This is a genomic window from Aeromonas dhakensis, assembly GCF_002285935.1.
In the GTDB taxonomy this organism is placed as follows: Bacteria; Pseudomonadota; Gammaproteobacteria; order Enterobacterales; family Aeromonadaceae; genus Aeromonas; species Aeromonas dhakensis.
Genome location: NZ_CP023141.1, coordinates 3,838,002 through 3,850,585 on the forward strand (window position 1 = coordinate 3,838,002; position 12,584 = coordinate 3,850,585).

The 12,584-nt window shown below is 59.9% G+C and carries 13 protein-coding genes; 10 read left to right on the top strand and 3 right to left on the bottom strand.

What is annotated here, in order from left to right:
- Positions 1-252: 252 nt before the first annotated feature.
- The 4 genes from CK627_RS17770 to CK627_RS17785 all read left to right on the top strand — a co-directional run bounded on the left by CK627_RS17770 (position 253) and on the right by CK627_RS17785 (position 5,254).
- The gene (locus CK627_RS17770) at positions 253-1,101 is read left to right on the top strand and encodes an MIP/aquaporin family protein (RefSeq protein ID WP_005299554.1); all 849 of its coding nucleotides are present in this window, start codon (positions 253-255) and stop codon (positions 1,099-1,101) included.
- A gap of 54 nt (positions 1,102-1,155) precedes the next feature.
- Positions 1,156-2,658: a glycerol kinase GlpK gene (glpK, locus tag CK627_RS17775; RefSeq protein ID WP_005299552.1), complete on the top strand. Its 1,503-nt coding sequence runs from the start codon at positions 1,156-1,158 to the stop codon at positions 2,656-2,658.
- Between the two features lie 196 nt (positions 2,659-2,854).
- A complete protein-coding gene (locus CK627_RS17780; protein WP_095592996.1) occupies positions 2,855-4,831 on the top strand; it encodes a methyl-accepting chemotaxis protein in 1,977 nt (658 codons plus the stop codon).
- A gap of 186 nt (positions 4,832-5,017) precedes the next feature.
- Positions 5,018-5,254 carry a hypothetical protein gene (locus CK627_RS17785; RefSeq protein ID WP_095592997.1) on the top strand — a complete coding sequence of 79 codons (237 nt, stop codon included), beginning with the start codon at positions 5,018-5,020 and terminating at the stop codon, positions 5,252-5,254.
- 92 nt (positions 5,255-5,346) lie between these two features.
- Here CK627_RS17785 and CK627_RS17790 read toward each other — a convergent pair whose 3' ends face one another.
- Positions 5,347-6,249, bottom strand: a complete 903-nt coding sequence (locus CK627_RS17790; protein ID WP_095592998.1) for a LysR substrate-binding domain-containing protein — start codon at positions 6,247-6,249, stop codon at positions 5,347-5,349.
- A gap of 168 nt (positions 6,250-6,417) precedes the next feature.
- Here CK627_RS17790 and CK627_RS17795 point away from each other — a divergent pair, with 168 nt between their 5' ends.
- The 6 genes from CK627_RS17795 (at position 6,418) to CK627_RS17815 (ending at position 11,171) form a co-directional block, all read left to right on the top strand.
- Positions 6,418-6,804: a DUF6404 family protein gene (locus CK627_RS17795; protein ID WP_095592999.1), complete on the top strand. Its 387-nt coding sequence runs from the start codon at positions 6,418-6,420 to the stop codon at positions 6,802-6,804.
- Between the two features lie 20 nt (positions 6,805-6,824).
- The gene (locus CK627_RS17800; protein WP_021465545.1) at positions 6,825-7,187 is read left to right on the top strand and encodes a VOC family protein; all 363 of its coding nucleotides are present in this window, start codon (positions 6,825-6,827) and stop codon (positions 7,185-7,187) included.
- Positions 7,188-7,443: 256 nt separating this feature from the next.
- On the top strand, positions 7,444-8,178 hold the full coding sequence (locus CK627_RS22680; RefSeq protein ID WP_021465546.1) for a hypothetical protein: 735 nt from the start codon (positions 7,444-7,446) through the stop codon (positions 8,176-8,178).
- 143 nt (positions 8,179-8,321) lie between these two features.
- Entirely contained in the window at positions 8,322-8,618 is a 297-nt protein-coding gene (locus CK627_RS17805) for a putative quinol monooxygenase (protein WP_095593000.1), read from the top strand.
- A 46-nt stretch (positions 8,619-8,664) separates the two neighbouring features.
- Entirely contained in the window at positions 8,665-9,468 is an 804-nt protein-coding gene (gene dkgB, locus CK627_RS17810) for a 2,5-didehydrogluconate reductase DkgB (RefSeq protein ID WP_095593001.1), read from the top strand.
- Between the two features lie 521 nt (positions 9,469-9,989).
- Positions 9,990-11,171 carry an MFS transporter gene (locus CK627_RS17815; protein ID WP_095593002.1) on the top strand — a complete coding sequence of 394 codons (1,182 nt, stop codon included), beginning with the start codon at positions 9,990-9,992 and terminating at the stop codon, positions 11,169-11,171.
- A 79-nt stretch (positions 11,172-11,250) separates the two neighbouring features.
- Here CK627_RS17815 and CK627_RS17820 read toward each other — a convergent pair whose 3' ends face one another.
- Positions 11,251-11,856 (bottom strand): HvfX family Cu-binding RiPP maturation protein, encoded by a 606-nt coding sequence (locus CK627_RS17820; protein WP_095593003.1) that lies wholly within the window; start codon positions 11,854-11,856, stop codon positions 11,251-11,253.
- Complete coding sequence (locus CK627_RS17825) at positions 11,853-12,581, bottom strand: HvfC/BufC family peptide modification chaperone (protein ID WP_095593004.1); 729 nt, start codon at positions 12,579-12,581, stop codon at positions 11,853-11,855. Before CK627_RS17825 ends, CK627_RS17820 begins: the two co-directional genes overlap by 4 nt.
- Between the last annotated feature and the right edge of the window lie 3 nt (positions 12,582-12,584).

Here is a 12,584-nt window from a genome sequence, read left to right on the forward strand (position 1 = left end):
ACGGTGTCAACTTGCTTTCCGTCACATTTTCTTAGCAATGAGTGGGATCTTGTCCACATTTCCTGCGGGGAGGGAGTGGTGAATGGTCGATTTCGGTTTATTTTCTCTCTCGTCCGAGAACGAGCGTAAACGAGCATAACGTTTGCGTCAGCTCAAAAAACAAGAAGAAACGTTTTCGGGCGCAACAATGGGAATGAAAAACAACAAAACGGAACATCAAACCTACTCTGGGTGGATATAAGGAATAACGGTATGAGCATACAAAGACCCAATACCCTGCTTGGCGAGTGCATCGCCGAGTTTATCGGAACCGGCCTGCTGATCTTCTTCGGCGTCGGTTGCGTGGCCGCACTGGTGCTGGCCGGTGCCAACTTCGGGCAATGGGAAATCTCCATTACCTGGGGTCTGGGCGTCGCCATCGCCATCTATGTGACCGGCGGCATCTCAGGTGCCCACCTCAACCCTGCGGTCACCCTGGCGCTGATGACCTTCTGCGGGTTCGACAAGCGCAAGGTGGTGCCCTACATCATCGCCCAGGTGGCTGGCGCCTTCTGCTTCGCGGCGCTGGTCTACTTCCTCTATGGTAACCTTTTCAGCCAGTGGGAAGTGACCCACAACGTGGTACGCGGCAGCGTCGAGAGCCTCGGCACCGCCGGCATCTTCTCTACCTACCCGAATGCCCTGCTCTCCAACATGCAGGCCTTCACCGTCGAGCTGGTGATCACCGCCGTGCTGATGCTGGGCATCATGGCACTCGGTGACAACAACAACGGCGCCCCCAAAGGCTTCGCCGCCGCCCTGCTGATCGGTATCCTGATCGCGGTGATCGGCGCCTCCCTTGGCCCGTTAACCGGTTTTGCCATGAACCCGGCTCGTGACTTTGGCCCCAAACTGTTCGCCTTCCTGGCCGGCTGGGGTGACGTGGCCCTGACCGGTGGTCGTGACAACCCCTACTTCTGGGTCCCCATCCTCGGCCCCATCGTCGGCGCCCAGATTGGTACCGCCCTCTATGTGAAAGTGTTGGCTCCCTGTGTGCCGGGCAACCGTGTTGCCGCCACCGAGCAAGCTGCCCAAACCGCCAAAGAAGAGGCCGCCGCCTAAGAGCTGCCCTCCCCAACGTGTAAAAACGTGGAAAATAAAAACGTGGAGAACATCATGTCTGCTGAAAAGAAATATGTCGTCGCTCTGGACCAGGGTACCACCTCCTCCCGTGCCATCGTGTTTGACCAGGACGCCAACATAGTCGGTACCTCCCAGCGCGAATTCACCCAGCACTACCCGAAAGCGGGCTGGGTGGAGCACGACCCGATGGAGATCTGGGCGACCCAATCCTCCGTCTTCACCGAAGTGCTGGCCAAGACTGGCCTGCGCAGCGAAGAGATCGCCGCCATCGGCATCACCAACCAGCGTGAAACCACAGTGGTATGGGAAAAGGCCACCGGCAAACCCATCTACAACGCCATCGTCTGGCAGTGCCGCCGTACCGCGGCCATCTGTGAAGAGCTGAAAGCCCGCGGCCTGGAAGAGTACGTCCGCGAAAACACCGGTCTGGTGCTGGACGCCTACTTCTCCGGCACCAAGGTGAAGTGGATCCTCGACAACGTCGAAGGTGCCCGCGAGAAGGCGATGAACGGCGAGCTGCTGTTCGGCACCATCGACACCTGGCTGGTGTGGAAGATGACCAACGGCGAAGTACACGTCACCGACCCGACCAACGCCTCTCGTACCATGCTCTACAACATCCGCGACCTGAAGTGGGATCAGCGCATGCTGGACGAGCTGGGCATCCCTGCCTCCATGCTGCCGGAAGTGAAACCCTCTTCCGAGGTGTATGGCTACACCACCCGTGGCGGCGGCTCCCGCATCCCCATCGCCGGTATCGCCGGTGACCAGCAGTCTGCCCTGTTCGGCCAGCTCTGCTTCGAGAAAGGGATGGCCAAGAACACCTACGGCACCGGCTGCTTCATGCTGATGAACACCGGCACCGAGCCGGTTCGCTCCAGCAACGGCCTGCTGACCACGGTCGCCATCGGCCCGAAAGGGGAAGTGAACTACGCGCTGGAAGGTGCAGTATTTATGGGCGGCGCCACCATCCAGTGGCTGCGTGATGAGCTCAAGATCATTCACGATGCCCGCGACACCGACTACTTCGCCTCCAAGGTGGGCGACACCAACGGCGTCTACCTGGTACCGGCCTTCGTCGGCCTGGGCGCCCCCTACTGGGATCCGTATGCTCGCGGCACCATGGTCGGCCTGACCCGCGGCGCCAACCGCAACCACATCATCCGTGCCGCGCTGGAATCCATCGCCTATCAGAGCCGCGATGTGCTGGATGCGATGCAGCAGGACTCCGGCATCAAGCTGGCGGCCCTGAAGGTGGACGGTGGCGCGGTAGCCAACGACTTCCTGATGCAGTTCCAGGCCGACATGATGCACACCCCTGTGGTGCGTCCGACCCGGATCGAGACCACCGCCATGGGCGCCGCCTTCCTGGCTGGCCTCGCCGTCGGCTTCTGGAAGAGCTCGGAAGAGCTGGAAGACAAGTTCAGTGTGGACCGTGAGTTCATCCCGCAGATGGACCGCGACGATCGCGCCAAGCGCTACAACGGCTGGAAGAAGGCGGTCGAGCGTTCACGCCGCTGGGCCGAAGAGGAGTGATCGGGCAACCGATATCCTTGAAATAGAAACTGAAGGGGCCGACAGCAATGTCGGCCTCTTGTTTTATGGCCTGCCGCCCCCTGCCAGCCGCCTCTGCCTTGATGACGATTTCATGTCAGTCATTCTCAATTGAGTTATCTATCTATAATCATCTCTTGGGTCGCATATGCGACCTTATTTAATACAGGAGAGCGTTATGGAGCGGGCGATACACCTTGTTAGATTGCAATCACTCTGGTCGGGGCTCGGGATCCGCAGCCGGATCCTGCTCGGAGTAGCCATCCTGATGATCATTGCCATCAGCTGCATCACCCTGATCCTGGAGCAGATCTCCCACGACCAGGCACAGCAGCGGGTGGAACGCTATGAATTGCCAAGCAGCGTGGAGCGCATCGCCAACCAGCTGACCGCCGAGCTGACCCAGCACCTGACCGAAGCCGAGGCACTGGCCGGCAACAGCTTTGTCATCGACTGGCTGAGCCAGGAGATGCCCGCCGAGCAGTGGCCGGTCATGGAGCGCTACTTTCTGGCACTGCAGCAACGCATCGGGGGCAATGTGTTTATCGCGCCGCGCCAGAGCGCCACCCTGCTCAACTTCAGCAACGGCACCACGGCCCAGAAGAGACTGAGCGCATCGGACCCCAAAGACGAGTGGTTTTACGGCTTTCTGAAACGGGGCAAGCCCTACGAGCTGAACCTCGACATCTCCGACTTTGACAAGCGCGCCTCCCTCTATATCAATACCGCCGTCACGGCAGGGGGCAAGACTCTGGCGGTGGCCGGTACCTCCATCGACATGAGCGCACTGCGCAAACTCATCAGCAGCTACCGGATAGGCAAGAGCGGGCAGGTCTATCTGGCCGACATGGAGGGTCATATCGAGATCCACCCAGAGCAGGAGCTCAAAGAGGCTGCCCACCATCAGAGCGCCTTCCTCGACACCGTCAGGGCGCTGATCCCGGCAGCCAGAGAACAGGTCGCGGTCCAGGCGCTGACGCTTGGGAAAGAGACCTATCTGATAGCCGTGCGCTACATTCCGGCACTCAATCGCCTGCTGATAGGCGAGATCAATGCAGCCGAACTGGAAGAGGGACGCAGCGAATCCCGCCGGCTTATTATCATGGTGTCGCTGGCTATCGGCGGGCTCGCCATGCTGGCCTCCGCCTGGCTCGCCCACTCCATCAGCCGCCCCATTCGCCAGGCCGCCGACGGCATGCACCACATCACCGCCGATCGGGATCTGGCGACCCGCCTGGACTTCTCGGATCAGTCGGAGCTGGGCCAGATGGCGCAGAGCTTCAACCGCTTGATCCAGAGCCTGAACCAGAGTTTCTCCCGCTTCCAGCAGTCAGGCAGCGCCCTCTCGGCCCAGTCCTCCCAATCCCTGCATCAGGCGCAGGCCCTGGCAGGAGAGGCCTGCCAGCAGGCCCAGAGCATCCAGGAGCTGAGCAGCGTGGTCGCCCTCATCGGCGACAATGCCGAGCAGATTGCCGGTCGCTCTGAGGGGGTCAACGAGGTGACCCACCGCATCGCCGATCACATGCTCGCCATCGAACGGGACGTCAGTCAGAGCGCCCAGCAGCTCGATACCCTGCGCAGCAGCATCGGCAGCTCCTCCGCCCTGCTCGAAGAGGTGGTCAAGGACAGCAACAACATCACCCAGATCATGAACCTCATCCGTGACGTCTCGAACCAGACCAACCTGCTGGCGCTCAACGCCGCCATCGAGGCGGCGCGGGCGGGCGAAATGGGACGCGGCTTTGCCGTGGTGGCCGACGAGGTGCGCCAGCTGGCGGTGCGCACCCAGACCGCCACCAAGGATGTGCAGGATCTCATCCTGCGTCTGCAGGAGGGTACCCGCCAGGCCAGCGGCTCCATGGCTGACTCCCGCACCCTGAGTGAAGAGAGCCATGACCGCATGCATCAGGCCAGGGCGGTGTTGATGGATGCCAGCCGCCAGATCAAGCAGACCGCCCTCGAGATAAACGAGATCAGCGCGCTGGCCCAGGCGCAGGATCAACAGATGGGACAAGCCAGAGCGGCGCTGGACGAGCTGGCCATGGTGGCCGAGCATCAACGGGAGCATGCAGAGGAGAGCAATGCCGCCAGTCGCGAGCTGTTCGAACTGGCCAAGGCAATAGACGAGCAGATCCGCCAATACCGGATCGGTTGAACCGCTGTCGGTCAGACAAGACGCCACCCTGGGGTGGCGTTTTCATTTTGCGAACGATTTTGCATCACTCCCGAAACGGGAATGGCACGCACATACACAACCAATTGATAAGTAACACGAAAAGATTTGGAACGGTCATTGCTAGTCATCGTTGAGTCAGATCAGACGCAACCCAGGGACATCGCCATGAAGCCGACCACCACTCACACCCCCGCCGCCCAAACCTGTGTCACCCACAAGGCGGCGCTGACCCCCCGTGAAGGCACCTTGCTGATGATGGTTGCCCAGTTGCTGGTGCTCACCTGCATCGTCCTGGCCACCACCCTGGCTGAGCTCCCCTGGTATGGGACGCTGCTGCTGGCCGTGCCGCCTGCCATCGGCGGCGCCCTGCTCAGCCGGGTATGGGGCAGATTGCCCCGCTAAGCCCTCCCCACCTTCCCAGGCAGACGGCCGCCCCTTGAGGCGGCCGTCTGCTTATCCGGAGCGGCCCCTGCCCCCTTCACCCGACCGCTGGATCACAGGGCATGGCTGCCCAGCTGCTCCTTGAGAAAATCGAGCCAGACCCGCAGCCGGATGTCGCGCTGGGCATCGGAGTAGAAGACCGCATTGATGGGGCGCGAGGCGCCGCTGTTGCTGCGAGCCAGCACCTCCACCAGCGCCCCGCTCGCCCTGTCATCCCCTGTCATGAAGTCCGACAGACAGACGATCCCCTGCCCCCGCAGCGCCAGCTGGCGCAAGGTCTCGCCGCTGCTGGCCCGCAGGGTCGGGGTGATGGGAAAGCGATCCCCCTGCTCCTGGCTCAAGAGCGGCCAGTGGTTGAGGTGATCGGGGTGCAAAAAGCCGAGCAGCTCGTGCCCGCTCAGCAGATCCGCCGGCTGGCGCGGGGTACCGTGCTCGCGCAAATAGTCGGGGGACGCCAGCAGCCGCAGCCGCGAGCGGCCCAGCGGCAGCGCCCGCAGGGAGGAGTCGGTCAGCTCGCCGATGCGAATGGCCATGTCCACCCGCCGCTCCATCAGGTTGATAAAGCCCTCGGAGCTGTGCAGTTGCAGCTCGATGGCGGGATAACGGCGGCGAAACTCGCCGATGATGGGCACCAGCCGGTGCAGGATGAAAGGAGTGGCGGCATCGACCCGCAATACCCCCTCCGGCTGCTCGCGGCGCATCAGCAGCAGCCCCTCCGCCTCGCTCATCTCGGTCAGGATCTTCACCGCCCGCTGATAGAACCAGCCCCCCTCCTCGGTCAGGCTGACCCGCCTGGTGGTGCGATTGAGCAGCACGGTGGCGAGCTTCTCCTCGAGCCGCTTGATGCCGCGGCTCACCACCGAATTGTCCACGCCGAGGTTCTCCGCCGCCTGGCGAAAGCTGCCCGCCTCCACCACCGCCACAAACAGGGTCAGTTCATCAGAATGGGTCTTCATTGCTGCAATCCAGACAAGAGTAATGGGCCTTTATAGGCGTATTGTCCTTGGGTTGGCAAGTACGGCGTCGCTTCGTATCGTGACATACAGCCTGTTTTATCTCCGTCCTTGTCAGTACAATGCCGTCAACTGGCATCGTATGGCGCCACGCTATTACAAGGACGACCTATGATATTCGACAACAGGCTGGCGGCCGCCCACCGGGAGCTGGCAGAGAAAGGCGTGCAGACGCTCAACTACAACCCGCCGATCACCTGGCTGCTGCGAAAGGCTGGGTTCACCATCAGGCCGCCCCACTACGAACGCTTTCTGGTCAATGTCCTTGCTCTGGGGATCCCCATCGGCGCTATCTGGGGGGTGTTGATGTGGTTCTTCGGCTGGCAACATGAGGTAACGCCAGCATTTGCCCTGCGCCAGAGCCTGCTGTTCGGCATAGGGGTCGGTCTGCTGATGGCAACCTGGCTCTGGTTTCGGCGCAAGCAGCTCAAGCTGACCCCTTGGGACGCCTTGCCCCACTCCACAATCCGCACGCAAAAACGCTGGCAACCGAAATAATCACCGACAAGGAGATCCTCATGACCAGGGCCCATGAAAAACTGAACTATGTGGAGTTTGCGGCCAGGGATCTTGCCGCCACCAAGGCCTTCTTTCAGGCCGCTTTCGGCTGGCAATTTGCCGATTATGGCCCCGATTACTGCGCCTTCGAGGGAGAAGGGCTGGATGGCGGCTTCTACCGCGCAGACCTCTGCAACCAGAGTGCGCAAGGCGGCGCCCTGCTGGTGTTCTACAGTACCGATATTGTCGCAACCCAGACCAAGGTGACCAGCGCAGGGGGCACCATAGTTCGCCCTCTGTTCGATTTTCCCGGTGGCCGCCGCTTTCACTTCGTCGAGCCCAGCGGCAATGAATTTGCGGTCTGGTCCGAACAGGCCTCCTAATGGTAAGGGGCGGTAAGGAAAAGTCCTTCCGTCCCGGTCAATTCAGTTCGGTTCGGTTCACAAAAATATGTTAATATTTTGCATGCTGATTCAGATGAAAGTTCATAATCTATCGCGTGACCTTATGTTGCTAATCAATGTTATAGATAAACTTTAATTTTAACTCTCACCCCCTCCTGATTTAATGAGATGGTTTCAAGTCATAAACAATTGGCAATTAAACCAAACCTTTGAAAAGACAAAATATGGATATGTCATGACCCTACTGAAAAACTCTATAATAGCAGACGTTATACAAACATTAGATAGTTCTGAATTTTGTTCAGAAGACTTTAAGCTGTCTTTCCCTGACAATGGAAGCATCTTGTTATCCATAGTCTTCTTAGCAAAAGAGCAATATTATTTCTATGTTAAGGAGGATAAAAAATCCGTTACTTCTTTTGCTAGTAATGCTTTGATTACGCTAGGGAAAAACACTACAAATGAATACATTGATGAATTTAAATGCCACATATCTCCGGGGAAATATAAAAATACAGAAATAATTTCTCATAGCGAACTTGATAGTGCCATATCTTACATTCACACATGGACTAGACACATCAGAGAGGAATTAGTTAGCGCAAAATATGCAAACAATACAACACCAGATGATTTCCTTAAAGATATTCATCAATCGATTGATGAATCTATAGAAAACCCCAATGATTATTTTAGCAAATCAGAGGCTGAGGCACTTTATCGAAAGTTAGACTCTTTGCAAGCAAGGCTATCCGAATTAGAGTCAAAATACAATTTAACTGCAGCAGACAAAATAAAATTAGAAGCTACTATAGAAAAAACAAAATCTGATATCGATGCTTTCCCAAAAGGTATTTGGTACAAAACAGCTGTAAGCAAAATCACCAAAACAATAAAGGAAGTTTTGAAAACTAGTGAGGGGCGCCAAGCCTTATATGATATGACAAAGAAACTTATAGATAGTCTCTGACAAATTTTTAGCCACCGCCCTTTGTCGGTGGCATTTATGTGTCCCATTGCTGCTCTTATCTCAATAGTGTTTTGCGACAGCGGCCCTGTTTCGGGCAAGTCGCGGTGGGCATACTGACCCTTCGTTTTTGCAAGGAGGTTCCGATGTCATCACCCGTGATTGTGATTGCCCAGCTTGAAGCCAAACCCGAATTCGCCCCCCAGTTTTGCGCCGCCCTCGAGGCGCTGATCGCCGCCACCTTGCAGGAGGCTGGCTGCCTGCGCTACCAGCTGCATCAGGATTTGGACAATCCCCACAGCTGGATGCTCTACGAGGTGTGGGAGAGCGAGGCCGCCCTTCGCGCCCATCAGGGCCAGCCCCACTTTACCGAATTTGTCGCCAGGGCCGAGCCCTGGTTTGCCGGCAGCACCATTCGCCGCTATCAGCCGCTGGACGCCTGATGTGCCGCGCCGCCGAGCGCATTCTTGCAACCCATTCGAGGAATAAATGATGAAGATGCCCAACCTGGGTCTTGGTACCTTTCGCCTGACCGGCCAACCCCTGCGCGACTCTCTGCTGCAGGGGCTCGAGCTTGGCTACCGCCATATCGATACTGCCCAGATCTACGCCAACGAGGCCGAAGTGGGCCAGCTGATGCGCGAGAGCGGCGTGCCCCGCCAGGATATCTACCTGACCACCAAGGTGTGGACCAGCGAGTTCGGGCCGGGCAAGGTGATCCCGAGCCTGGAGGTGAGCCTGGAAAAACTGGGCACCGACTATCTGGATCTGGCGCTGATCCACTGGCCCTCCCCCAGGGATGAGGTGCCGATGACGGTCTATCTGGAGCAGCTGGCCGAGGCCAAAGCCCGGGGCCTGACCCGCGAGATCGGGGTCTCCAACTTCACCGTGGCACAACTCAAACAGGCCATCGACATTCTGGGGCCTGGGGCCATCGCTCACCAGCAGGTGGAGATCCACCCCCTGCTGCAAAACCGCAAGGTGGTGGAGTTCTGCAAAGCCCACGGTATCGCCATCACCGCCTATATGCCGCTCGCCTATGGCAAGGTGCTCACCGAGCCGCTGCTGATGGAGATCGGCCAGCACCACGGCGTCTCGGCGGCCCAGGTGTCGCTGGCCTGGCTGCTGGCGCAGAATATGGCTGTGATCCCGAGCTCCACCAAGCGGGAGAATCTCGCCGCCAACCTGGCGGCGCTGAAGGTCACCCTCACTGCCGACGAGCTGGCCGCCATCGCCACCCTGGAGCGGGGCGAGCGCTGTGCCAACCCGGACTTTGCGCCGGATTGGGATTAAACGGGAGTGGAGCCATGGCCTCTCGCTTCGGCGGCGGATAGCGGCAACCCGCACGAGCCTATTGCAGCCACGGACTATCCCCTCTCCCTGTGGGAGAGGGTCAGGGTGAGGGCAAGCTCCTCTTTTTGGGTCATCAGGCCCCCCTCATCCCCAACCCTTCTCCCGCAAGGGAAGAAGGGAGCAAAGAAAACCCGACAACATCGACGAGAACCTGAGCGGGAGGCATCATGCCTCCCGCTTTTTTGTTTCCAACACAGCGCCACGGCCGCCCGTGCCGCTCCCCCAGTGCCTTCCATCAACCCTTTGTTTCTTAACTCTTTCCTCTTTCCTTTTTTCTCGTTGTCCTGGCTCGCTATGCACGGATTGCTGCCGTGCGCGTTGCCTCTGCCACTCCTCCTTCCACTGTTCTATTGCTGCTTATTTGGCAAAAGTAATTTGATGTCGCCGTCATTTTTGCCAACAAACTGCCTCGGCATACTGGCGCCATTCTCCCGTCGGGAGTCACCATCCAAGGAGTTGTTATGCCACTGGCGTTGTTTGCCCTCACCTTAAGTGCCTTTGCGATCGGCACCACCGAATTCGTGATCGTGGGGCTTATCCCCACCATCGCCGAGCAGCTCAATGTCTCGCTCCCCTCGGCGGGCCTCTTGGTCAGCCTCTATGCCCTTGGAGTGGCCATCGGCGCCCCCGTGCTGACGGCACTCACCGGCAAGGTGCCGCGCAAGTGGCTGCTGGTGGGGCTGATGGCGCTCTTTACCGCAGGCAACCTGCTGGCCTGGCAGGCCCCCGGTTACGAGAGCCTGATCCTGGCCCGCATCCTGACCGGGCTGGCCCACGGGGTCTTCTTCTCGGTAGGCAGCACCATCGCCACCGGCCTCGTGGCCAAAGAGAAGGCGGCCAGTGCCATCGCCATCATGTTCAGCGGCCTCACCATAGCGCTGGTGACCGGCGTCCCGCTCGGCACCTGGATTGGTCAGGTCTTCGGCTGGCGTGAAACCTTTCTGGTGGTGAGCCTGCTGGGGCTGGTCGCCATGGTGGGCAGCCTGCTGCTGATCCCCAATAACCTGCCCAAGGGGGCGGCCTCGACCCTCCGCGAGCAGCTCTCGGTGCTGACCAAAAAGCCGCTGCTGCTGGTCTACGCCAAGACAGCGCTCGGTTACGGCGGCGCCTTCACCGCCTTTACCTTCCTCGCCCCCATCCTGCAGCAGGTGAGCGGTTTTAGCGCCGGCGCGGTCAGCCTCATTCTGCTGGTGTACGGGGTATCGGTCGCCGTCGGCAATATCTGGGGCGGCAAGCTGGCCGACAAGATGGGCCCATTGCCTGCGCTGAAGCTGCTGTTTGCAGGTCTCGCCATGGTGCTGCTGGTGCTCACCTTTACCGCGCCACACCCGGTGCTGGCGGTGCTCACCGTGCTGGTGTGGGGCGCCTTTGCCTTTGGCAACGTGCCGGGCCTGCAGGTGCTGGTGGTGAAACAGGCCGAGCAACACACGCCGAGGGCGGTGGATGTGGCCTCCGGCCTCAATATCGCCGCCTTCAACGTCGGCATCGCGCTGGGATCCGTGGTCGGCGGCCTGGTGGTGGAGCACCTGGGTCTGATGCACACCCCCTGGATCGGCGCGCTGATCGTGCTGCTGGCCTACGGCCTCACCCATGTCAGCGAGCGGCAAGCCGCCCGGATGGCACAGGCCTGCCCCCAGTACTGAAACCGCAGGCCTTTGTTATGCAAAATAAAAACGAGCGGCTGATGCCGCTCGTCTCGCTTTCACGCTCTGTTTATTTTTGTTATGCCGCTTGCGGCCCGGCCTTGCCTGTCACGGCGCGTGCCAGCCAGTAGTCGAGGCTGACGTAGCGACCGCCGCCGTACACCAGCAGTACCAGCAGCATCACGAAGTAGGTGGCGGCAAACTCCATCCCGTTGTTGAGCATCACGGGATCCCCAAGCTCGGTGATGTAGTTGTAACGACCGGGGAAGTTGGCGGCCAGCCACTCGATAAAGCCGTTGAGGCGCAATGTCGCCTCCATGCTGCCGGTGGCGATGGCATCCCAGCCGTGCTTCCAGTGCACCATGGCGCTCGCCACGCTCATCAGGAAGATGGTCGGAATGGCCATGATCCGGGTAAAGAGACCAAGGGCGATGCAGATGCAGCCCAGCACCTCGGTGCCCGCCGCCAGAAAGGCGAGCAGGGTCGGGAACGGCAGGTTGAGCCCCCCTTCCGAGACTGGCGCGCCAAACCAGGCGACCGTGCCGGCAAACCCCACCACCTTGGAGTGGGCCCCCACATAGATGACCGGGATGAGGTAGAGGCGAATGGCCAGCAGGGCCAGAAAATCGAGCCGCTTGCACTGGGCCACGGCCCGCTCGTACCAATGGATAAGGGTGTTGTTCATGGGATGTCTCCTTGGAAAGGGGGTACCTGACGTTCAATGGATGGCGGTTGCGTGACCAGCAGGCCGAGCCGGTGAAAATGGCGGGCCCACCCCAGCAGATCAAAACCGCTGCGATAGGGGTGCACCTGGGCGGCCAACCCGGCCACACTGACCCCTTGCTGCTGCCCAAGCAACTGCAGAAGGGCCACATCGAATTCGCGCAGCGTCTGGCTGACCAGCTGATGGGCAGGGCAGCGAAACAGGGCGCAGAGCTGAGGCGCCTGACCGGCTGCCACTACCCGCCCCTGCTGGATCACAAAGGGCAGCGTCAGCAACTGCAGGGTGGGGTTGAGCCAGAGCTGGCTGCCCATCTCCACCGCTTCCCCTGCGAGCGGACGCGGCACCTGCGCGTCGTCAATCTCGACGCACAGGCAGGCCCACTCATACTCCAGCAGCGCCAACCGCAGCCCGGGCCAGTTGAGCCAACCCTCACCCTGGCCAAGCTGCACATGGCGCACCAACTCGGTGGCAATTTGGTGAAAGGCGGGCTCGATCGCGCCATGGTGGGCGACGAAACCATTCACCAGCGCATCGCGCTCAGCCGGCGTCAGGTGGTTCAGGGTGAGCGCGAAGGTACTCTCCAGCACCGCCTCGACATTGGCCCGCACACTGCGCACATAGTGGGGGGCTAGCTCGGTGGCCGACTCCCGTATGCAACCAGCCAGCCACTCGGTCTGCTGCCACAACCG